This window comes from Parabacteroides sp. FAFU027 (assembly GCF_022808675.1).
Classification (GTDB): Bacteria; Bacteroidota; Bacteroidia; order Bacteroidales; family UBA7332; genus CAXXIC01.
In genome coordinates this window covers 177,082-199,280 of the sequence record NZ_JAKZKV010000007.1, presented here as the reverse complement: position 1 = coordinate 199,280, position 22,199 = coordinate 177,082, and the positions used below count along the sequence as shown (strand labels likewise).

The following is a 22,199-nucleotide window of genomic DNA, read 5'->3' as shown; positions in this document are numbered from 1 at the left end:
TTCACCTCAAAGGTAACCTCATTCACCTCAGAAGTAAACTAATTTACCTCTGAGGTAGCCCTCACCTCAAACCTGAACTAGTTTACTTCGAAGGTAAACTCATTCATTTCCGAAGTAAACTAGTTCACTACGGAGGTAAATTAATTCAGGTAAAAGGTAAACTCGTTTACCTCTGAAGTACCCTTGTTCATCCAAAAGGTAAACTCGTTTAGATAAAAGGTAAATTCATTCATGTTTGAAGTCCCTTGTTAAGCTTTCAGATATAAAACAAAATCGCCCGAAGTGCATTACTTCGGGCGATTTTTGTAATATGATTCAGAATCAGAACTTATATCCCAGCGTGAATAAGAGTTGATTGTTGGTTGTTTTCAGAGTTGCTTTTTGAGGTACCATCCAGTTGTCGGAAGGACCAATAGGAGAGAAGGCATAAACATCTTCCTTATTAACTCTCGAAACAAAAGCTAAGTCGGTGTAAACACTTCCGAAACGATAACCAAAACCTCCGGTATAATAGTTTGTTCCTCTGTCCAACGTGTAGTGCGGCAATGTTGCACCAAATGTTGACATTTCATAATTCCCATTGATCAGATTGGAGTTCAACGGAGAAGATTGGTTGGCATAACCGGCACGCAGGCTAAACTGTGGGGTAACACGGTATTCAGCCCCGATTTTAATATTGTTACCAGCTCTCATGTCATCTTTAATATAGGTGTTGGCATCCCATCCATAACCGTCCTGGTCTTTCATCGACATGTTTCGGTAATCAACGTATTCGTATTCAAAACTCAGGATGCCTTTCTTTCCTGCAATGTAAGCAGCGCTCGCTTGTAATTTCATCGGTGTTTGAAGGCTGTATTCGGAATAGGCATTAGCTGGGACGAATGCATGTGCCGGGCTTGCATTATAAGGGTGTTCAGACGAACCATCGGCGTAGTCGTTGATTACGTTAGCATCAAAATAATCGGTCAATTTGTAATACGTTGGTGTGTGAACGGCTAATCCGAATCTCAGGTTGTCAGTCGGGCGAAGGATTACACCTGCTTTGAAGTTGATTCCTGAGCCTTTTGTTTCCAGAAAGTTATTTAATGTAAATCCTCCCATATTACTAAAATCTTCATCATATCTGGCAGACATCTTATAGTACAAATCCGTGATACCAACTGTGGCTCCAAAATAGAGCACATCATAGACATTACCCCCGAATGAGATATTATACTCATCCATATAGCCTCTTTCGGAGATTTTTAGATTTGCCGCAGGTGCAATACCTGAGCCAATGGCTGAGTATTTGTAGTTGTTGGCAATGTCAGATGAATTCTTAGGGTCTATCAAATAACCATTCCATCCGAGTACGCTAATCCAGGGGTAGTGATAATCGTAACCGGAATAACTCTGTGTGTCATCAAGGTTTGGAGCCAATATCCCACTATTATTATTATAGCGGTTGGTTGTTTCAGCAATGTAGTCGGATAAGGAGTAGTTCAGAGCAGTATTATGCATTTCATAGTTTCGGTAAAAATCTTTCTGACGGTTATACCCGATTCCAAAATTGAAATTTACAAATCCTTCAGCATTTGATTTGAAAGTACCGATATAAGCAATGTTGTTGAAGTTGAACTTTGCATTATTCCCTGTATTGTTAGTGCCATTCCAGTTAGAATTTGTATTCTGGAAATTCAGGTTCATGGTTCCGGCAAATTCAGAGGTGCGATATACACCAATCCCCGCAGGGTTGTTAGTCAGTGAGGAAATATCTCCGCCTAATGCGCCGAAAGCGCCACCCATAGACATATAACGGGCAGTCCCGTTAAGGTCGGTTTTAGAATATTTCAACGCATCAATTTCTGACTGTGCGAATATTGAAGAGAGAGTTGCCATCAGGCAAACACTCAGTAAGCCGAGTCTTTTCATAATATGTTGTTTTATTACGATTAAGTGTGAAGTATTTAAATGATTACGGGTTACTGACTAACCCGTAATGTATTCTGTGTTGTTATCTTCTGCCACCGGATGAAGAGCGTCCGCCGCCACTGCTTCCTGATGAAGAGCCACCGCTTGAAGAGCCGGATGAACCAGATGACGATGAACGTCCTCCACTGCTGTAGCTTCCGCTGGATGACGGAGCACTGTAGCTCGGTGAACTGTAGGATGGCGTGCTGTAAGATGAACTTCTTGTCGTTCCTCCCGTGCTATAGCTGGATGATCTTCCGCTTGAGTAACCGGAGTTATTGCTCGGACTGCTGGACGAACCGGTTGAATAATTAGTGCGGTTTGCCGGAGCCGGTGTATAGGTATTGTTACCCGATGACCGTACGCTTCTGCCGCCACTGTTATAGGTTGAGCCAGAACCGCTATTGTAAGTTGATCTTACACTGTTGTTGTTGGTTGGTGTAGTGTAACGGCTGGTGCGTCCACCATTGTTATTATACACATCGGAAGCGTTGCGTGAAGTGGGTACAGTTGTGTATCGGCTACTTCTACCGGTATTGCTGTAACCGGAAGTGCTGTATCTGCCGGTCTCTGTTGAGCGGATCGCATTGGTACCGGCACTGCCTCTGCCATAACGGCTATCTCTTGTACCGGAAACGCTGGATGTCGGTCTTCTGCCATTGTCGTAACGTACACCTTTGGAGCCTCCATACCAGTATCCATAGCCACCGCCATAATATCCACCATAATATCCACCATAACAGTAAGGTGATCCCCAATAGCCGTACCCACCGCCATAATACCACGGATCATACCATCCACAATACCACGGGTCATACCAGCTATTGTACCAGCCGTATCCATATCCCCAGTAAGGAGAATGCCATCCGTAATTCCAATACGGACTGTAGCCGCCGTAGTAAGGATAGTTCCACTGGTAATTAGAATACCATCTGTCCCAATCATTGCTGTTGATCAGATAGATATTGGTGTTTTCAGGATTGTCAATCTCGATGCTCAGCTTCGGATTATGGAATCTCCGGATACGATCAGAATATTGGTAGGTGCTATCCTGATTGTAGTTGCCCATTTCCTCTCCTTGTTCTTCGTTGTAAGGGACAGGGTTCAGGGAGTCCTGATACACAGGATTAACTTCTTCAGGGGTGCTTCTGCCATTATATTCGTCAATATCCCTGCCTTCGGATATGGTGACCTTTTTAACACCTGTGACGATTAACGTCTTGCGATTACTATTTTGTTTCGTAACCTCCTTATGTTTCTTTTGAACAATAGGATTCTCGTCACCCTGTTTGTAATAGATATCATCTTCAGGGATTAAATTGCTTTGTCCCATTAAAGCGACAGGAAACATCAAAGCGAAAATCCAGGAGCAGAATTTCATAGTTTTCATGGATTAATCTCCTATAGTTTTAGTGTTTATATTTATATGACATTCCGATTTACAAAAAGTTTAAGGTTCGCAATAAAATGCTTACTTTTGCAGGCTGTGTCGGTAATAAGCCTGAACAAAGAGTAGATGCAAACCGTCATTTTTTTGCTGCATGGATCAGTGAATTATTTTGAACAAAGATAGATTCAAAATACAAATCCGATAGAGCTGAAACATGCTTTTATCTTTATTTATACGAACAAACTATTATTGAAAGCCGGCTTCACAGGTTTTTAAGATATACAGAGACTAAAACCACGGAAATATGAATAATTATATTGAGGTAAACATTAAGTTTACACCTTCAGAAGAGATATATGCTGATATTATGGCATCGATTTTAGGTGAAAAAGGATTTGAAAGTTTTACCTATACAGAGGATGAAATGAAGGCTTATGTACTTGAATCCGTTTTTTCAGAAGCATTACTGGAAGAAGCTAAAGCTGAATTCCCGATGGAGGTTGGCATTTCATATAATTATCAGACCGTTGAAACGAAAAATTGGAATGAGGAGTGGGAGAAGAATTACTTTCAGCCTATCGTTATTGGAGACCAGTGTGTGATTCACAGCTCTTTTCATCAGGATACCCCAAAGGCAAAATATGATATCCTGATTGATCCTAAAATGTCATTCGGTACCGGACATCATGAAACGACCAGTCTTATGCTGGCTGCTTTAATTGATGCGGATGTTACCGGAAAATCCTTTCTCGATATGGGATGTGGTACGGCTGTTTTGGCCATCCTTGCCCGCATGAAAGGGGCTTCGCCTGTCGTTGCTATTGATATTGACGAATGGGCATACGAAAACTCCCTGGAGAATATCCGATTGAACCAAGTCTCGGATATTACTGTTAAGTTAGGCGGCGCTGAACTTCTTGGGGCAGAAAAGTACGAAGTGATACTAGCCAACATTAACCGGAATATCCTTTTGCAGGACATTCAGCATTATGCCGCCTGCATGACTGACGGTTCACAACTTTATATGAGTGGATTTTATGTTGAAGATATCCCGATGATTAAAGAAGAAGCAGAGAAAAACGGGTTGACCTTTATTACGCATTGGGAGAAAAACCGTTGGGTTGCCGTTCAGTTTGTGAAGTAACAGATCCAGAGGAGGGAACTGTTATTTCATTTTTCATCAACACAAATCAGACTTATGCCTTATCGTTTTCTAAAAAATATAAACTCACCGGCTGATTTACGACAACTAAAACAGGAAGATCTGACGCAGGTATGCGGTGAGTTGCGGAATTTTATCATTGATGTCCTTTGTAATAATCCCGGCCATTTTGCAGCCAGTCTGGGCGTGGTGGAAATGACCGTGGCACTGCATTATGTATTCAAAACACCTTACGACCGGATTGTGTGGGATGTCGGACACCAGGCTTACGGTCACAAGATTCTCTGCGGACGGAGGGATGTTTTCCATACCAACCGGAAATTTCACGGAATAAGCGGATTCCCCAATCCGGCTGAGAGCGAATATGATTCTTTCATTGCCGGACATGCTTCAACCTCTATTTCTGCGGCTCTGGGTATGGCCGTAGCTGCCGATCTGAAGGAGGAAAACGACCGTCATGTGGTAGCTGTCATCGGTGACGGCTCCATGACCGGAGGATTGGCTTATGAAGGGCTAAATAATGCTTCTATCAATCCCAATAAGCTGATAATCATCCTCAATGATAATCACATGGCGATTGACCAGAATGTGGGCGGTTTAAGCGAATATCTGGTAAATCTCACCACGTCACAGACCTACAATAAGATTCGTTACGATTTGTACCGCTTCCTGCGCCGGGCTAAAATCATAGATACCGATCGCAAGGATTCCATCATTCGCTTTAATAATAGCCTCAAGTCATTGTTGACTGGGCAGCACAATATATTTGAAGGCCTCAATATACGTTACTTTGGCCCGATTGACGGACATGATGTCAATCAGGTAATCAAGGTGCTGAATGATATTAAAGACCTGAACGGACCGAAGCTGATTCACCTGATTACGACCAAAGGTAAAGGTTTTGAGCCGGCTGAGAAATCGGCAACGGTTTGGCATGCTCCGGGGGTATTTAATAAAGAGACCGGCGAACGTTTGGTTAAAAAAACAGGGCATGAGCCCCCCTTGTATCAGGAGGTGTTTGGAAGAACCCTTGTAGAGTTGGCTGAAAAGAATGAGAAAATCGTTGGCATTACACCGGCCATGCCGTCCGGTTGCTCCATGAATTATATGATGGAGAAAATGCCGCGCAGAGCATTCGATGTGGGGATTGCCGAAGGTCATGCGGTGACTTTCTCGGCAGGATTGGCAAAAGAGGGCTTACTCCCATTTTGCAATATCTACTCTTCATTTATGCAGCGTGGATATGACCAGGTGATTCACGATGTTGCACTACAGAATCTGAATGTTGTGATGTGCCTGGATCGTGCCGGATTAGTCGGAGAGGACGGAGCCACTCACCACGGTGTGTTTGATATCGCTTACATGCGTTGCATTCCCAACCTGACCATTGCAGCGCCAATGAATGAACATCAGCTTCGAAACCTGATGTACTCCGCCCAGTTGCCGGACAAGGGTCCGTTTGTTATCCGTTACCCGCGTGGAAAAGGAGTCTTAGCCGATTGGGAAAATACAATGGAGGAAATTACTATAGGAAAAGGCCGTAAGTTGAAAGAGGGAAATGATGTCGCGGTGCTTTCATTGGGGCATATTGGCAATGATGTCGAGAATGCGATTGAACAGGCTTCGAATAAAGGCTTGTCTGTCGCTCATTACGATATGGTCTTTGTCAAGCCGCTTGATGAAGAGCTGCTTCATGAGATTGCGAGGAAATTCACCAAAGTAATCACCGTGGAAACCGGCATGCTCAAAGGCGGTTTTGGTTCGGCGGTGCTTGAATTCTTTGCCGATAACGGATATGCACCCAAAGTCAAACGGATCGGGTTGCCTGACCATTTTGTCGAACATGGGACGGTGGCTGAGTTGAATCAGCTTTGTCATCTGGATGTAGATTCTATAGCAAAAGAGATCATCGGGTTTTAAAACCGAAATCATAGTATGGGGACGCAGAGTTTTTACTTTACGTCCCTTTTTGTTTTTTATTGAGGCAATTAAAACCTGGGATATGCAAATCCGGGACAAACGTTCGTTGAATCACGATATCTGTTCGTAGGAGAATGACAGCTGTTCGTTGAAGTGATTCCATATTTTTTCTTTTCCCGTTAAACCTTCCCAAAAGTTAGCGGTCATATAATCGTGTTTTTTATTTATCAAACTAACATTTAAAATCTTCCACGATGAGAAAAATCATGTTTTTAGCTATCGCAATGATGTTATTCATTGGTAGCGCAATGGCACAAGACCAACAACAAAGAGGAAACCGCGGTCCTGCAAACCCAGAACAACGCCTGAAAATGCGTATGGAAAGACTCAGTCAATTGAATCTGACCGATGAGCAAAAAGCAAAAGTAGAAGCTTTGTATAAAGATCAGGATGCACAGATGAGCAAGCTTCGTGAACAACAATCCGGAGGCGATCGTGAAGCAATGCGTGCCAACTTTGAAAAAATGAGAACAGAGCAGGATGCCAAAATGAAAGCAATCCTTACACCTGAACAATATGCCAAATTTACCGAGATGAATAGAAATATGGGTCCAAGAGGTGGAATGGGACCCAGAGGCGCGGATCAAAAAGCTCAGGGAGAGGTGAAAGAAAAGGCAGCCGAAGTAAAAGCTGATGCTACCCAAGCAGCAACTGCAACCGATAAAGCCGCTGCAAAAGCTGCTAAAAAAGCTGCAGCTAAAAAGGCAAAAGAAGAGGCTAAGCTGAAAAAAGCGGCTGAAGAAGCGAAATAAGAATCAGCAAACGATATTTGAATGCCGGAGATTTCCCAGTCTCCGGCATTTTTGTTTAGAGTTCATTCTGAATTTTACAGGAAAGACGGCTTAAAGTATTATTTTTGCATAAACAAAGCACAGGAAGATATGCAGGAAGATATCAAAGAGGCATGCCGAATAATGCAACAGGGTGGAGTCATTCTCTATCCGACCGATACCATTTGGGGAATAGGATGTGACGCTACCAATGAAGAAGCCGTTAAACGCGTCTATGAAATCAAAAAACGAGTGGACAGCAAAGCACTCCTGGTCCTGGTGGATACTTCGGTAAAAGTCGATTTCTACGTCAATGATGTCCCCGAAATCGCCTGGGATTTGATTGATCTGGCTGATAAGCCGTTGACAATTATCTATTCCGGTGCTCGTAATCTTGCCAAAAACTTACTGGCTGAAGACGGTAGTGTGGGGATACGGGTGACCAATGAGTCATTTTCCAAAAAGCTTTGTGAACGGTTCCGCAAAGCTATCGTATCTACGTCTGCGAACATTAGCGGCACACCTTCGCCTTCCAACTTCTCAGAAATCAGTCCTGAAATTATTGAAGCTGTCGATTATGTGGTAAAATACCGTCAGGACGATATGTCCAAACCCAAACCTTCGAGCATTATCAAACTCGGGAAAGGTGGTCTGATTAATATCATCAGAGAATAAACGGGTGAAGAAGCGCAAACAAATATTGAAATATCTATTAGCCGACTTTGTCTCTGTTTCATTGGCATGGTTGGCTTTTAATGTCTTGCGCTTTCATATAGATATCAACGTTGAATTTGATTCGTTATCCGATTTTCTGACTTACTCAACTGTACTAAAAGGGCAGGCATTCTCTGCCATTTTTTGTTTGATCCTTTTTTATCATTCGGGATATTATAATCAACCGTTCCATAAATCCCGCTTGTCAGAATTGGTTATAACGTTCAATTCTTCGGTTCTAGCTACATTTCTGCTCTTCTTTATCTTTATAATCAACGATTTGCCAACGGATTATACGGTTTATTATCTCCTTTTGTCTGCATTGTTTCTGTTGTTGTTTTTGTTTACCTATATTTTTCGTCTGATTATTACTCAGTCATTGACGGAAAATATCCATCATCGGAAATGGGGATTTAATACGATTGTCGTTGGTACGGGTGAGCGCGCGGCTAGTATTATTAAGGAACTTAATGCCATGCCTCGTTCTATCGGTTATCACATCCTGGGCTGTGTGGCTGTTGATCAGAAAAGAGCCAGAGTGGATAATGAATTGCTGTTGGGTAGTCTCAATGATTTGGATAAAATCATATTGGAAAAAAATATAGAGGAAATCATCGTAGCGATTGATGCACAGGACAGTGAGTCGGTACTCAATACGGTTTATCCTTTATACAAATATAATTTGCCGGTGAAGGCTGTTGCCGGAAAATATGACCTGCTTTCGGGAAAGGTAAAGATGGATACCATTTATGCAACTCCTTTAGTAGATGTAACTTCCAGCAACTTTAAGGAGTGGGAGAAAAATTGTAAGCAGACGATGGATATGTTTTTTTCTTTCATATTGCTAATTCTGTTAAGTCCCTTATTCATTTTTCTGGCTATACGGATTAAGATGGAATCCAAAGGCCCGGTAATTTACAAACAGGAGCGTATCGGTTATCTGGGCAAACCCTTTATGATTTACAAGTTTCGTTCGATGTTCCAACATGCCGAGGAATCTGTACCGCGATTATCCAGTAGTGATGATGACCGGATCACGCCTTTCGGAAAATTCATGCGAAAGTATCGGTTCGATGAATTGCCTCAGTTCTGGAACGTACTGAAGGGCGATATGTCGATCGTTGGGCCGAGACCTGAACGGAAATATTTCATTGATCAGATTGTACAAAAGGCTCCTTTCTATTATCTTCTTCACAAGGTAAAGCCAGGTATTACCTCTTGGGGTATGGTGAAATATGGATATGCTACAACTGTTGATGAGATGATTAAACGTCTTGAATATGACATTATTTATATAGAAAATATCTCCCTTTTTATTGATTTGAAAATCCTGATTTACACGATTCGCACGGTTTTCACAGGGAGAGGAATTTAGTTGATTATGGTTACAAAAGATTGGTACCTACATTTTCTCCTTTGGAGACAAAAACATATCAGTGAGCGGACATTTATCCTGATTATCAGTTTTCTGATTGGCGTTTTTGCTGCGTTGTCCGGAGTATTTCTAAAGTTTCTGATTCACGAAATCCATTCATTGATTATTGACAGAACGGACATCCGGAATGCCAACTTCATTTATCTGGTATTTCCTGCTCTGGGGATTTTTATTACCGGTTGGGTGGTGCGTAACATCGTGAAAGACGATATCAGTCACGGGGTAACGCGTATTCTTTACGCATTTGCAAAACGGAACAGCCGTATTAAACTGCATAATACTTACTCGTCGATTTTCACCAGTGCGATTACCATCGGTTTCGGTGGGTCTGTAGGAGCGGAGGCACCGATTGTATATACCGGAGCAGCAATTGGCTCTAACCTGGGACGTTTCTTCAAAGTTGAGCCACGTACATTGATGTTGTTGCTGGGGTGCGGAGCTGCGGCTGCTATTTCCGGCATCTTTAAGTCTCCGATTGCGGGAATGGTATTTACGCTGGAAGTCTTAATGCTTGACCTGACTACCACATCCATTTTACCTCTCTTGATTTCTTCGGTAACAGCGGTAACTGTCTCGTATGCATTCAACGGAACGGATGCGATGTTCCAGTTTATGCAAACCGAAACCTTTCGGATTGAGCGAATACCCTATGTTTTACTTTTAGGTATAGCGTGTGGACTTGTTTCCCTCTATTTTACCAAAGCAATGAACCGGATAGAGGGCGTTTTCCGAAAACTGGATCATCCCTACAAGAAGTTTGCTTTCGGGGCAATCTTGCTGAGTTTGCTGATTTTCCTTTTACCACCGCTCTACGGTGAAGGATATGAAACCATTACCGCTCTACTGAATAACCAGATTGATAAACTGGCCGATGGTAGTTTCTTTTATAATTACCGCGACAATTTCTGGATATTCATGGGGTATATTACCCTGATCATCTTGTGTAAAGTATTTGCTAGCGCTGCAACCAACGGAGGTGGTGGAGTAGGGGGTATTTTTGCTCCTAGTCTTTTCCTGGGAGCAATGACCGGATTCGGATTTTCTCACGTCATCAACTTTTTTGGAAAGTCAGTTTATTTACCGGAAAAGAATTTTGCGCTGATGGGGATGGCTGGGATTATGTCGGCTGTTATGCACGCACCGTTGACCGGTATCTTCCTGATTGCAGAGCTGACCGGAGGATACAACCTCTTCCTTCCGCTGATGATTGTTTCGGCTTCGGCATTTGCAACCATCAAATTATTTGAACCAAATAATATCTACGCGATGCGTCTGGCTCAAAAAGGTGAGTTGCTAACCCACCACAAGGATAAAACTGTCTTGACTTTGCTGAAGATGGATGCCGTGATTGAAAAAGACTTTGAAGCGGTTGAGCCGGAGATGTTATTATCGGATTTGGTCAAGGTTATTTCCCGTTCTTCCCGGAATATTTATCCGGTGGTGGATAAAGACAACATGATGTTGGGAATGGTACTGCTCGATGATATCCGCAATATTATGTTCCGTCCGGAATTGTATGAGCGATTTACGGTGCGTAAGCTGATGGTAACGCCAATGGCCAAAGTCCGCATAGGTATGCCGATGGAAAAGGTAATGAAGCTCTTTGATGCAACGCAAGCCTGGAACCTCCCGGTGGTGGATGAAGAGGGACATTACGTCGGTTTCGTCTCCAAATCGAAAATATTCAATTCTTACCGGAAAGTGCTGGTGCATTATTCGGAAGATTAGGATAATTTGAGAATTAGCGGATTTGAAAATTTGAGGATGAATACTAATAATATAGGTATAGCAATGACAAAACAAGATCTTAGAATCGTATATATGGGTACGCCCGACTTTGCTGTGGAAAGTCTGAAAGCATTGGTCGAAGGTGGATACAATGTCGTGGGTGTAATTACAATGCCAGACAAACCCGCTGGTCGCGGACACAAGATTCAGTTCTCTCCGGTGAAACAATATGCGCTGGAACAGAATTTACCACTGCTTCAGCCCGAAAAACTGAAAGACCCTGAGTTTTTGGAGGCGTTGAAGGCGTGGAATGCAGACCTGCAAATTGTTGTAGCTTTCCGCATGTTGCCTGAGGTGGTGTGGAATATGCCGCGATTGGGCACGTTCAATTTGCACGCTTCGTTATTGCCGCAATACCGCGGTGCGGCTCCGATTAACTGGGCTGTGATTAACGGAGATAAAGAGACCGGAATCACTACATTCTTCCTGACGCACGAAATCGATACCGGAAACGTGATTTTCCAGGAGAAAGTTGCTATTTCTGAAAATGACAATGCCGGAACAGTGCATGATGCGTTGATGATGACAGGCGCAAAACTGGTTTGTCAAACAGTGGATGCCGTAATTGAAGGTAACCTGACTCCGATTCCGCAGGAAGAAATGGCGAAGAACGTCAAAGAACTCCGTCCGGCACCAAAAATCTTCAAAGAGACTTGTCGCATCGACTGGAATAAGGATGTGACTTCGGTTTTCAACTTTGTACGCGGACTTTCTCCTTATCCAGCAGCGTGGAGTGAACTGGTAGCTGCCGATGGCACTATTCATGCGGTGAAAATATTCGAGACGGAAAAGGTTTTTGAAGAGCATGACCTTGATAACGGTTCGGTTCGTACCGATGGCAAGCATACACTGGAGGTTGCGGTCAATGAAGGCTTCGTTCGTATTCTTTCGTTGCAATTGGCCGGAAAGAAACGGATGAATGTGACGGATTTCCTCAATGGATTTAAAGATATTGAGGAGTGCGGATTTGTATGAAAGCATTAACCACTAAGGCACTAAGAACACATAGAATCACTAAGTCTTAGTGTTGTTAAGTGAACTTAGTGTCTTTGTGGTAAAAAACTATATTTCCCGTTTCACTTTCCCGGTAGAAGTCTCGTTAAATCGTTTTTTGAAAATGATTTGGCGGGGCTTTTCGTATTTAGAGAGATAATTTGAAATGTATTCCTGCAATATAAGAGTCTCAGCTTCGGTATATAATTCCCCTTCAATGACCAATGCCAACTTTTGTCCCAATATTTCGTCAGATAAGGCAGTCAGGAAAAAGCGTTGAGGGATTGCGGGCGAAAGTTTCTGCTCAATCGTTTCGGGGAAGAGCTTGATGCCGCCCGAATTGATAACATTGTCGAAGCGTCCCATCCAGCGAAAGCGGTAAGGCGAAGATAATTCCACCAAATCATTCGTCACGAAAGGTTCAGCCTGCAAATGCGGGGCAAAGATGACCAGGCATCCCCGTTCATCCAGTTCGAAGCGGACATTTCCTAAGGCAAAATATTCTTCGCTTGCCTCTGATCCGTTTATGCGGCGCAGTGCGATGTGTGAAACAGTTTCCGTCATCCCATAAGTGCAATAGCAGACGGTCGAGATTTCCTTTAGACGTTGCTCAAGCGCGTATGGAATGGCGCTACCACCGATAATCAGGATTTCGATTTGTTCCAACGCTTCCCGACCCGATTCGCTGCTCATCAGTTTCTCTACTTGCATGGGGACCATAGCTCCAAACTTTACCCGTTGAGGTATTTCAGGCATTGAGGCGGGTTCGCAGACAATGAGATGAAGATTGGAAATCCAGGCACGCACTATCATCATTTTACCAGCGATATAATTGGCAGAAAGCGACATTGAAATAGTGTCACCCTCTTTTAATTTGAAATAGTCGTTGGTTAAACGAGCCGAAGCCATCATACTTTGTTTCGAAAGCGCGATATTTTTGGGCGTGCCTGTAGAACCGGATGTTTGTCCGGGGACGGTATCGTTGTTATCCATCCATTTCTCGAGAAAAGCGAAGAATGCTGCTTCCCATTCGGGGAGTTGCTGCTGCTTTTTCTCTTCAATCAGAGCGGGGAATTGCTCCCGGGAATATGTTGTTTGGTTTATGGTCAGTTGCATTTATTCTTCAATAAATTGTAGAATGATATATTGAGAGTAAACCTAACAGGTTTTCAAAACCTGTTAGGTTTTACTTTCGACGAATTTTCTAAATCAATAAATAATCCTTATTATTTGTGTGCCGTCAACAATGAAAGATCCCACAGATTCTCTTTCTTGTAAAATAACTGTTCGCCTTCCAGCGTAAGAGGGGAGGGGAAGTTATTGGTATAAAGCAATCCCGTACCCAACCCCTGTGGCATTGGATTTTGTAAGGTATAACACCATTGCGCGATGGCATTCAGACCGACATTAGACTCTAATGCAGAGGTAATCCACCAGTTGATTCCGCGCTCATTGGCTAAATCAATCCATTCGCTGCTGCCGATGAAAGCTCCATGCAGGCTGGGCTTTAATATAATGTATTGCGGCTTGATTGTATCCAGTAAAAGCGCTTTGCGTTCCGGATTGTTTATCCCAATCAGCTCTTCATCCAGTGCGATAGGGAGAGGCGTCTGTTCGCAGAGGTGTGCCATGGCTTCCCATTGTTCGGCCTTGATGGGCTGCTCGATGGAGTGGAGATTAAGCTTCGATAAGCGCTCCAGCTTATGCAGTGCATCCTCCGGTGAGAAGGCTCCGTTGGCATCTACCCGCAATTCGATACGGTCGGCAGAGAACTCTTTGCGGATAGATTGCAATAAATCCATCTCCGCTTCGAAATCAATGGCACCGATCTTGAGTTTGATGCAGGAAAATCCCTTTTCAAGCTTCTCGATGATTTGTGCGCGCATCTCTTCTTTCGTTCCCATCCAGATGAGTCCGTTGATGCGGATGTAATCTTCTCCTTCGCTGAATGCGGATGGGTGTATGATTCTGTTACCTCCGTTTTGCAGATCCCAAAGAGCGGTTTCAATGCCGAAAAGGATGGATGGGAAATCTTTTAATCGGGTTTGAAGTTCTTCCAGCGGCGGTAAATCGGGCGAGAGGCTTTGTAAAACGGTCTCATAGTCGGGCTGGTCATCGCAACCGAGTCCCCGGAAGAGTGCACATTCGCCCAAACCGAACAATTCGGGCGTTTCTTCGTTCCATATCTTTACAAACCAGGTCTCCTTGGTCGTTAATACTCCGCGTGAAGTGCCGCTGGGCTTTTTAAAGATGAGTTGATAGGGGATAAATTGGGTTTTTAGCATTGTGATTTTTAATTCTCTGCCCCGAAATCCCCTAAAGGGGACTTTTGCAGCAGTTGTAACCTGAATTTTATTACGCTAATAGAGCTTAGACCTTTGCAGAAATGTTGATATTCAGCACTCATTAAGTCCCCTTTAGGGGATTTAGGGGCGGTTATAGAGATATTCATTTCCCTTTGCGTCTTAGCATCTTAGCGTTCATACACCGGGGCAAAATTACAACTATTTCCAACCCTGCCGGCATTGTCCGGTGGAAATGTTGTACTTTTGCACCTCACAAATGGAATCAGAAATGATTAAATCAACAGAACAATTACAGAAATACTTAGATAAAAAGGCTTTTCACCTCGTTTCGGAAGCGGCTGATGAGTTGCAGACGGAATGTTACGTGATTGGCGGATATGTACGCGATATTTTTCTGAACCGCCCCTCGAAAGATATCGATGTGGTGACGGTTGGGAGCGGTATTGCTTTGGCCGAAACCGTTGCGAAACGGATTGGCCGTGGTGCTTCGCTCGCTGTTTACAAAAACTTCGGCACCGCACAGGTGAAATACAAGGATATTGAAATCGAATTTGTGGGTGCGCGCAAAGAGTCGTATAATCGTGATTCCCGAAAGCCGATTGTGGAAAACGGAACCCTCGAAGATGATCAGAACCGTCGCGATTTTACCATCAATGCCCTCGCCATTTGTCTGAATAAAGGACGTTTCGGCGAGTTGGTCGATCCTTTTGGCGGATTGGAGGATATGCAGAATAAAATTATCCGCACTCCGCTCGATCCCGATATTACTTTCAGCGACGATCCCCTGCGTATGATGCGCGCTATCCGTTTTGCCACGCAGCTGCATTTCCATATACAGGAGGATATTTTCGATGCAATTGCCCGCAATAAGGAACGAATCAACATCATTTCAAAAGAGCGAATTGCTGATGAACTCAATAAGATCATGCTTTCGCATAAACCCTCCATCGGCTTTCTTTTGCTGGATAAATGTGGTCTTTTACCAATTATCATGCCGGAATTGGTAGCGCTGAAAGGCGTTGAAAGTAAGGAAGGACGCGGTCATAAGGATAATTTCTACCATACACTGAAGGTGCTTGACAATACGGCTGCCAAAACCGATAATCTTTGGTTGCTTTGGGCGGCTTTGCTGCATGACATTGCCAAACCGGTGACCAAACGTTGGGATAACCAACTCGGTTGGACCTTCCATAACCACAACTTCATCGGTGAGAAGATGGTGCCGCGCCTTTTCCGCAATATGAAGCTGCCGATGAACGAGAAGATGAAGTATGTGCAGAAGCTGGTAGGCCTTCACATGCGCCCGATCGTGCTTTCGGAGGATGAAGTGACGGACTCTGCGGTACGTCGCCTGATTTTTGATGCGGGAGATGACGTGGATGATCTGATGTTGCTGTGTGAAGCGGACATTACTTCCAAAAATCCCGAAAAGGTAAAGCGTCACCTCAAAAATTTTGAGCTGGTGCGTCAGAAGATGAAGGAGCTGGAGGAGAAAGACCGCATCCGCAACATGCAGCCGCCGGTAACGGGGGAGGAGATCATGGAAATCTTCGGACTTGCACCGTGTCGCCAGGTGGGAACGATTAAAACTGCGATCAAAGATGCCATTCTCGATGGCATTATCCCCAATGAGCGGGAGGCTGCCCTGCAATTTATGTACGAGACGGCTGCCCAATTGGGTTTAGAAGCAAAGAAATAGTTTTGAACTGTGATATAACGAAAACCGGCTTCAGTCTGAGAGGGACTGAAGCCGGTTTTGTGTTTCTTAGCAAGCGAACTGCGGCTTCAGGCCGCTTGTCGCGTTATTGATAATGCCTCAAGGAAAAAGCAACTTATCATTGTTCATTTCTGTGTTCCTTTTTTTAGATGTGGAAAACCCGGCAAGCGGCTTGAAGCCGCTGCCCGGTGTGCGCTTCGACTCTTTCTGCGGCAAGCGAACAGCGGCTCAAAGTCGCTTGTCGCGTTTAAAGATAACCCAAGACTACAGAAAATCCTCATCACTTTTATCTATGAGTAGTTGATATGAGGCAAAATAAATTTGCGCCGGCTCCAACTGGAAAATATCCAGACCTAATTGTTTGTTGATTAAGGTTCCGCTTCTTTTGCCGATGTAATCCGGAAATGAAGAGTATTCCCAATCTTCCATTCGTTCGACTAATCCGGCGAGTAGGGGATTTTGATGTACATACATGAAGCAGTTAATACCATAATTATTTCCACTACCATTGATTTTCCGGGATTTAGTATGATGAGCAAACAGATTTCCTCGTCTTTGGGTCTGATTGTTTAATGCCTGTGTGTATGAACTTAGCATTGTGCCAAATGCCTGAGCCATTTGTTGCATGTCTTCATGCTTTTTGACTGTTGAGTAAACTACACCCTCCGCTTTTACGACCAGGATTATGTGGAAATGATTTGGCATGAGGCAATAAGCCAATATATCTGCATAAGGAAGTATGTGCTTTCGGATTTTCCGAAGAAAGAAGAGGTAATTTTCCCGGTTATGAAACAATGTTTCATTGCTTCGGTTATAAACGTGATATGTAGCACCGTCCTCGAAAAACATACATCTCTATTTTAGATTATAATCAAGCAGTTATTTTATATGAGAATATCTGATTAAGATGGTAAAACCCGGCAAGCGGCTTGAAGCCGCTGCCCGGTATACGCTTCGAATCTTTCTGCAGCAAGCGAACAGCGGCTCAAAGCCGCTTGTCGCGTTAATGACTTTTATTCAGGCATTTCTATTTCAAAACTCTTGGTTAAAGCTTCCATTTCAATCCAATGTACAGTAAGGTCTATTAGTTTTTTTAGATCACTTAAGTCTTTACCTTCCCATTTTCGAATATAATGGGTTTCGTCATTTCCAAGCCATACAGCCCGCTTGGCTACTTTTTTAATTCTTACATCGTCTACATATTCATTAATACAAGATCCTAAAAGTTTTTTTTCAATCTTTTCTTGTTCGGATTTGTTCTTTTGAATGAGATACTCTTTTATTAGAAATTCAAGTGCTTTTCTATAACCTACTCCACAGATTTCTATTAATTGATATTGCTCTGCAGCTAATGATTGATTATATATCAAGGTGAAATTGGTAGAAATTGAGTTTATAGTTTCACTAAATTCTTTCTCCTTTAAATTACCCAAAGATGTTTGGTTATTGTATTGGTAATATCTATTATATGGAATGTTTATTTCATCGTAATAACCAATAAAGCTTTTATTGCACACATTGTTTGGGCAAATTAATATTACTTCTAGTGTATCGTAATTTAAATGTCCATAAAGATAATTAGGTGTAATTACTTGATGGCAAAAAGGACAATGATTAGGATGGCCTTCGATCTCTACGGGGCCATTACTGGTTGGAATTTGTCTCATATTATATATAACAATAATTCGTTGTTTATATTTGTTATTAATTGATTGTCTTATTTCTTTTCCCCCTCCTTCATTTCCTTCGCTTTCGCTTCGATTTTAGCCTTAAAATCAGGGATATATTTGCTAAACATGACGTTCATCAGGTCCTTTTGCATTTCGGGCTGCACGGCGACCATTTTTTTTCCGGCGGGGCTTTCGTAAAAACGGATATAGCTCTCGATATCGGCTGCGTTAAAGTACTTTTCGTATAGCGTCACCATATCTTCATTGATCAGCTTCTTGGCCATATCTTTAGCAGCACTCATGACGGTCTCCATCATCACTTTTACTTTTTCCTTAGCCATCGAATCTTTGGCTTCGGATTGAGCTTGTTGGATGACGGTGGCAGAAATGCCTTCGAAAGATTTGTTGATCATTTCATCAGCCTGCATCAGATGGATGAGTTTGACGACACGGTCATGTTTGGTCTGGGCTTGAGTGGATAAAGCAGCGATTGAGCAAATTGCGATAGAAAGAAGTAGCTTTTTCATAACGGTAAATGTTTAAGAGTTGTGTTATATCTGTTTTTAGTAGAGACTTTGTTGAGGATAAGTGATAGAATAATGATTATAAATGAATAAACTCCGGCTGAACCAGATGTCCGGCCGGAGTTTATTGTCCATTTATTATTGGGCAGGAGGGGTGTTGTTGTCGCCTTTTGAAGTTCGGCCACCGGATCCCGAGATAATGGTGCGGGCCTTCTGATATTCGTAATAGAAATCAGGGTGTGATTCATCATATTGCATCACCAGGCGGTCGATAGTGTCCTTAAACAGCGTGTACATCTCCGAATAGAGTGTCGCTATGGTTTTTGTCGCTGTCGAGCTGGCCGTTGTAGCCTGACGAGGAAGACTCAGAGAAGAATCTGCATCCTCGATTTTTTGCTCGAAAGAAGAAATCTTATCTTCGGTCAGACCATATTCCAATAAGGCTTCCTTATTGTCTTTGGCAAATTTGAGGATAAGCCTGAAACGTTTGATACATTCATTTTCACGACCGGTAGTCAGTTCTGAAAAGTTGTAGTCGGCTTGCTCCTTGAGGGTTTGATTGTTTTGAGAGACGGCAAAAGCCACGAGCAGGTTACATACTTTAAATGCACTCTTTGCGGCAACCTGTATCTGGTTCCTTTTGTCGGTAACAATCCCCTTTTTGATAATCGACTGTTTCTGCGAATTATCGCTAATCAGCTTATGTTTCGCTTTTGCGACATTGAGCGCATCATTGAGTGGTTTGTTTTCTGCAAAGATGGTAGAATTACTCTCCAGATGTTTGATGGAGAGACCATACATCTTTTCCTGATCCATTTGAATACTATTCATTGTGTTAAGTTTTATGGTTTACGCAGCTAATATAGGGATATATTTTATATGAAACAATATTACATTAACAAAATGGTTAGTTTTTTATTCTAAAATGCGGATTTTAGTAGAGAAAATGAGTTTAAATCATTTTTGAGATGGCGCATTTTGCATCAGAATATGTATTTATGGATGAAAAGTATGAATAAATCAATCAGAAGAGCGGATAAATCATTTCCAAGATGCTACAAATGAGTTCGAAGCCTGAATAAATTATAATGGATTGTGAATGTATCAGAACGAATTTGGCTCATATCATTCCCGAGATGAGATAAATCATTTCATAATGTGAATATATTAAAATGAAATGGAGATAAATGATTTTCAAATGGACATAAATGGTTTTCAAATGGATATAAACCATTTACATTTGGACATAAATCAATTCTTAGAGTGGATAAATCAATCCATAATAGGCATAAAATGGAAGAAAGTGCGCCTAAATGGATAAAGAGGGGAGGTAAATGGATCAAATTATTCCCCCCGCGACTTAGAGTCGCAGGGGGAATGAAGCAGACATAAAAAAAGGCGAACCTGCGTCCGCCTTTTCCATTATTTTTTGTTGATAATCTCCATACACTCCTCGAAGGTGAGATCTGCCGGAACTTTATCTTTCGGGATTTTGAAGTTTTTCTTTTTGTAAGCGATGTATGGACCCCATCGTCCGTTGAGGATTTGCAGGTCAGCATCCTGTTCGAAGGCCTTGATGTGCTTCTGGCTCTCTTTGATGCGTTTTTCCTTAATCAATTCAACGGCTTCCTCAAGTGTGATAGTCATTGGATCGCCGCCTTTCGGGATTGAAACATATTTATTGTCGTGCTTCACATACGGACCGAAACGTCCGCTGGCCACGGTAATAGTTTTTTCTTCGAAGTCACCCAATGTGCGTGGCAGTTCGAAGTGTTTCAATGCCGCTTCGAGGGTAATGGTCTCCATCGACTCGGTTTTCTTAAGCGAAGCAAAGATTGGCTTCTCCTCTTCGTCCGCTGTTCCGATTTGAACCACGGGACCAAAACGGCTGATCTTCACTGAAACCTGACGACCGGTCTTAGGATCGGTTCCGATGATACGTTCACCCACCTTACGTTCTGTTTTCACCGCCGCAGTAGCTTCTACTACAGGATGGAACGATTTATAGAAGGTGTCGATGGCTTCTGTCCACTCCATATCGCCATCCGCAATATTATCGAACTCCTTCTCCACACTTGCGGTGAAGTTAAAGTCGAGGATGTCGGGGAAATATTCGGTCAGGAAGTCATTTACCACCACACCGATGTTGGTTGGGAAAAGTTTTCCTTTATCGTTACCGGTAGTTTCGGTCTTGGTAGTGTCGGTAATCTTATTATTTTTCAGCTTGAGAGCATTGAACGAACGTTCCACTCCCTCTTTATCTCCTTTTTCCACATATTCGCGGTTCTGGATGGTAGAGATGGTCGGCGCATAGGTAGAAGGACGGCCGATACCGAGCTCTTCCAGTTTGCGAACGAGGCTTGCCTCAGAGAAACGGGCCGGACGCTGGGTGAAACGCTCGGTTGCGTTGATCTCTTTCAGACTCAACAGTTCGCCCACAGCCATTGGAGGCAACAAGCTGCTGTCATCGTCTTTCTCATTTTCGTCATCGTTTGATTCGAGATAGACGCGCAGGAATCCGTCGAACTTAATCACCTCACCGGTTGCCACAAATTTCAGTTTGTGCTCATTAACGCCGATGGTTACAGTGGTTTTTTCAAGCTCTGCATCGCTCATTTGCGAAGCTAAAGTGCGTTTCCAGATCAGGTCATAAAGTTTTTTCTCCTGAGCCGTTCCTTCAATGGTCGGTTTGTCCATATAGGTCGGACGGATGGCCTCATGCGCCTCTTGAGCACCTTTTGATTTGGTGTTGTACTGGCGTGTATTGACGTATTTCTCGCCCATTGTATTGAGGATTTCCGCTTTAGCTGCATTGAGCGCCAGGTCAGAGAGGTTTACCGAGTCGGTACGCATATAAGTAATGTGTCCCGATTCGTAAAGCTTCTGTGCCACCATCATCGTTTGCGATACAGAGAAGCTCAGCTTGCGCGCAGCTTCCTGTTGCAGGGTTGAGGTGGTAAAAGGTGCCGCCGGCGATTTGCGCGTCGGGCGTGTGGTAATATCCTCAATGAGGAAATTGGAATTTTTACAATATTCAAGGAATGCAAGCGCCTCTTCTTTCGTTTGCAGACGTTGGTTAAGTTCTGCTTTTAGCTCTGTAGTATCACCCTTTTCATTTTGAATCAAAAAGAGAGCGATGACACGATAGGCTGCTTCGGGAGTAAACTTCTGAATGTCGCGTTCGCGCTCTACGATCAGGCGCACGGCAACGGATTGCACGCGTCCGGCAGAAAGAGCGGGCTTCACTTTTCTCCAAAGGATCGGTGAAAGCTCAAAACCTACGATACGGTCAAGCACGCGACGCGCCTGTTGCGCATTTACCAGGTCAAAGTTGATGCCGCGCGGATTTTCAATCGCATGCAGAATGGCATTTTTAGTAATCTCGTGGAATACAATACGTTTTGTCTTCTCCGGACTCAATTCCAGTACCTCATACAAGTGCCATGCAATGGCTTCTCCCTCGCGGTCCTCATCGGAAGCCAACCATACGGTCTCTGCCTCCTTTGATAAGTCGCGTAATTCATCCACCAGCTTCTTCTTTTCCTTGGGAATTTCGTAAATAGGAGTGTAGTGATTGGGGATATCGATACTGAAATCCTTCTTTTTTAAATCGCGAATATGTCCGTAGCTGGATAAAACTTTGAAATCTTTTCCAAGAAACTTCTCAATCGTTTTGGCTTTTGCCGGGGACTCAACAATGACTAAGTTTTTTACCATAGGTCTGGTTCTGCTGTTTTCAGATAATGAATGAGCGCTCTTTTCTGTCACGAAAATCACGCCCAAGGCTTTCCTTTTCATTG

The 22,199-nt window shown here is 43.2% G+C and carries 17 protein-coding genes; 8 read left to right on the top strand and 9 right to left on the bottom strand.

Annotated features, from left to right (window positions below):
* Positions 1 to 321 precede the first annotated feature (321 nt).
* Both MLE17_RS12440 and MLE17_RS12435 read right to left on the bottom strand, forming a co-directional pair.
* The gene (locus MLE17_RS12440; protein WP_243349032.1) at positions 322 to 1,911 is read right to left on the bottom strand and encodes an OmpP1/FadL family transporter; all 1,590 of its coding nucleotides are present in this window, start codon (positions 1,909 to 1,911) and stop codon (positions 322 to 324) included.
* An 82-nt stretch (positions 1,912 to 1,993) separates the two neighbouring features.
* Positions 1,994 to 3,340 carry a hypothetical protein gene (locus MLE17_RS12435; RefSeq protein ID WP_243349031.1) on the bottom strand — a complete coding sequence of 449 codons (1,347 nt, stop codon included), beginning with the start codon at positions 3,338 to 3,340 and terminating at the stop codon, positions 1,994 to 1,996.
* 304 nt (positions 3,341 to 3,644) lie between these two features.
* Here MLE17_RS12435 and prmA point away from each other — a divergent pair, with 304 nt between their 5' ends.
* The 7 genes from prmA (at position 3,645) to fmt (ending at position 12,164) form a co-directional block, all read left to right on the top strand.
* The gene (gene prmA / locus MLE17_RS12430) at positions 3,645 to 4,484 is read left to right on the top strand and encodes a 50S ribosomal protein L11 methyltransferase (RefSeq protein WP_243349030.1); all 840 of its coding nucleotides are present in this window, start codon (positions 3,645 to 3,647) and stop codon (positions 4,482 to 4,484) included.
* A gap of 54 nt (positions 4,485 to 4,538) precedes the next feature.
* Positions 4,539 to 6,422, top strand: a complete 1,884-nt coding sequence (dxs, locus tag MLE17_RS12425) for a 1-deoxy-D-xylulose-5-phosphate synthase (protein WP_243349029.1) — start codon at positions 4,539 to 4,541, stop codon at positions 6,420 to 6,422.
* Between the two features lie 254 nt (positions 6,423 to 6,676).
* Positions 6,677 to 7,234 carry a hypothetical protein gene (locus MLE17_RS12420; protein ID WP_243349028.1) on the top strand — a complete coding sequence of 186 codons (558 nt, stop codon included), beginning with the start codon at positions 6,677 to 6,679 and terminating at the stop codon, positions 7,232 to 7,234.
* 129 nt (positions 7,235 to 7,363) lie between these two features.
* Positions 7,364 to 7,927 carry an L-threonylcarbamoyladenylate synthase gene (locus tag MLE17_RS12415; RefSeq protein WP_243349027.1) on the top strand — a complete coding sequence of 188 codons (564 nt, stop codon included), beginning with the start codon at positions 7,364 to 7,366 and terminating at the stop codon, positions 7,925 to 7,927.
* Between the two features lie 25 nt (positions 7,928 to 7,952).
* Positions 7,953 to 9,341, top strand: coding sequence for a sugar transferase (locus tag MLE17_RS12410; protein ID WP_262920317.1), 1,389 nt, complete (start codon positions 7,953 to 7,955; stop codon positions 9,339 to 9,341).
* A 6-nt stretch (positions 9,342 to 9,347) separates the two neighbouring features.
* A complete protein-coding gene (locus MLE17_RS12405) occupies positions 9,348 to 11,129 on the top strand; it encodes a chloride channel protein (RefSeq protein WP_243349025.1) in 1,782 nt (593 codons plus the stop codon).
* Positions 11,130 to 11,192: 63 nt separating this feature from the next.
* The gene (gene fmt, locus MLE17_RS12400; RefSeq protein ID WP_243349024.1) at positions 11,193 to 12,164 is read left to right on the top strand and encodes a methionyl-tRNA formyltransferase; all 972 of its coding nucleotides are present in this window, start codon (positions 11,193 to 11,195) and stop codon (positions 12,162 to 12,164) included.
* Between the two features lie 87 nt (positions 12,165 to 12,251).
* Here the strand turns inward: fmt and MLE17_RS12395 are convergent, their stop codons facing one another.
* On the bottom strand, positions 12,252 to 13,298 hold the full coding sequence (locus tag MLE17_RS12395) for an AMP-binding protein (protein ID WP_243349023.1): 1,047 nt from the start codon (positions 13,296 to 13,298) through the stop codon (positions 12,252 to 12,254).
* Positions 13,299 to 13,408: 110 nt separating this feature from the next.
* On the bottom strand, positions 13,409 to 14,467 hold the full coding sequence (locus tag MLE17_RS12390) for an o-succinylbenzoate synthase (protein ID WP_243349022.1): 1,059 nt from the start codon (positions 14,465 to 14,467) through the stop codon (positions 13,409 to 13,411).
* A gap of 289 nt (positions 14,468 to 14,756) precedes the next feature.
* On the opposite strand from MLE17_RS12390, the gene MLE17_RS12385 reads away from it, so the two are divergent.
* Positions 14,757 to 16,187: a CCA tRNA nucleotidyltransferase gene (locus MLE17_RS12385; protein WP_243349021.1), complete on the top strand. Its 1,431-nt coding sequence runs from the start codon at positions 14,757 to 14,759 to the stop codon at positions 16,185 to 16,187.
* Positions 16,188 to 16,469: 282 nt separating this feature from the next.
* On the opposite strand, the gene MLE17_RS12380 is transcribed toward MLE17_RS12385, so the two are convergent.
* From MLE17_RS12380 to topA, 5 genes are all read right to left on the bottom strand, one after another.
* On the bottom strand, positions 16,470 to 17,054 hold the full coding sequence (locus MLE17_RS12380; protein WP_243349020.1) for a hypothetical protein: 585 nt from the start codon (positions 17,052 to 17,054) through the stop codon (positions 16,470 to 16,472).
* Between the two features lie 164 nt (positions 17,055 to 17,218).
* Positions 17,219 to 17,872, bottom strand: coding sequence for a DUF4145 domain-containing protein (locus MLE17_RS12375; RefSeq protein WP_243349019.1), 654 nt, complete (start codon positions 17,870 to 17,872; stop codon positions 17,219 to 17,221).
* 50 nt (positions 17,873 to 17,922) lie between these two features.
* Positions 17,923 to 18,402, bottom strand: a complete 480-nt coding sequence (locus MLE17_RS12370; protein WP_243349018.1) for a DUF2059 domain-containing protein — start codon at positions 18,400 to 18,402, stop codon at positions 17,923 to 17,925.
* 135 nt (positions 18,403 to 18,537) lie between these two features.
* Complete coding sequence (locus MLE17_RS12365) at positions 18,538 to 19,230, bottom strand: hypothetical protein (protein ID WP_243349017.1); 693 nt, start codon at positions 19,228 to 19,230, stop codon at positions 18,538 to 18,540.
* A gap of 591 nt (positions 19,231 to 19,821) precedes the next feature.
* Positions 19,822 to 22,116, bottom strand: a complete 2,295-nt coding sequence (topA, locus tag MLE17_RS12360; RefSeq protein WP_243349016.1) for a type I DNA topoisomerase — start codon at positions 22,114 to 22,116, stop codon at positions 19,822 to 19,824.
* Positions 22,117 to 22,199 lie beyond the last annotated feature (83 nt).

What these genes read in the sequence shown, in the direction of transcription:
- MLE17_RS12370 (WP_243349018.1), bottom strand. Translation starts at nt 18,402, where the DNA reads ATGAAAAAGCTACTTCTTTCTATCGCAATTTGCTCAATCGCTGCTTTA.
- prmA (WP_243349030.1), top strand. Translation starts at nt 3,645, where the DNA reads ATGAATAATTATATTGAGGTAAACATTAAGTTTACACCTTCAGAAGAG.
- topA (WP_243349016.1), bottom strand. Translation starts at nt 22,116, where the DNA reads ATGGTAAAAAACTTAGTCATTGTTGAGTCCCCGGCAAAAGCCAAAACG.
- MLE17_RS12380 (WP_243349020.1), bottom strand. Translation starts at nt 17,054, where the DNA reads ATGTTTTTCGAGGACGGTGCTACATATCACGTTTATAACCGAAGCAAT.
- MLE17_RS12420 (WP_243349028.1), top strand. Translation starts at nt 6,677, where the DNA reads ATGAGAAAAATCATGTTTTTAGCTATCGCAATGATGTTATTCATTGGT.
- MLE17_RS12385 (WP_243349021.1), top strand. Translation starts at nt 14,757, where the DNA reads ATGATTAAATCAACAGAACAATTACAGAAATACTTAGATAAAAAGGCT.
- MLE17_RS12365 (WP_243349017.1), bottom strand. Translation starts at nt 19,230, where the DNA reads ATGAATAGTATTCAAATGGATCAGGAAAAGATGTATGGTCTCTCCATC.
- MLE17_RS12415 (WP_243349027.1), top strand. Translation starts at nt 7,364, where the DNA reads ATGCAGGAAGATATCAAAGAGGCATGCCGAATAATGCAACAGGGTGGA.
- MLE17_RS12375 (WP_243349019.1), bottom strand. Translation starts at nt 17,872, where the DNA reads ATGAGACAAATTCCAACCAGTAATGGCCCCGTAGAGATCGAAGGCCAT.
- dxs (WP_243349029.1), top strand. Translation starts at nt 4,539, where the DNA reads ATGCCTTATCGTTTTCTAAAAAATATAAACTCACCGGCTGATTTACGA.
- MLE17_RS12440 (WP_243349032.1), bottom strand. Translation starts at nt 1,911, where the DNA reads ATGAAAAGACTCGGCTTACTGAGTGTTTGCCTGATGGCAACTCTCTCT.
- MLE17_RS12390 (WP_243349022.1), bottom strand. Translation starts at nt 14,467, where the DNA reads ATGCTAAAAACCCAATTTATCCCCTATCAACTCATCTTTAAAAAGCCC.
- fmt (WP_243349024.1), top strand. Translation starts at nt 11,193, where the DNA reads ATGACAAAACAAGATCTTAGAATCGTATATATGGGTACGCCCGACTTT.
- MLE17_RS12435 (WP_243349031.1), bottom strand. Translation starts at nt 3,340, where the DNA reads ATGAAAACTATGAAATTCTGCTCCTGGATTTTCGCTTTGATGTTTCCT.
- MLE17_RS12395 (WP_243349023.1), bottom strand. Translation starts at nt 13,298, where the DNA reads ATGCAACTGACCATAAACCAAACAACATATTCCCGGGAGCAATTCCCC.
- MLE17_RS12405 (WP_243349025.1), top strand. Translation starts at nt 9,348, where the DNA reads ATGGTTACAAAAGATTGGTACCTACATTTTCTCCTTTGGAGACAAAAA.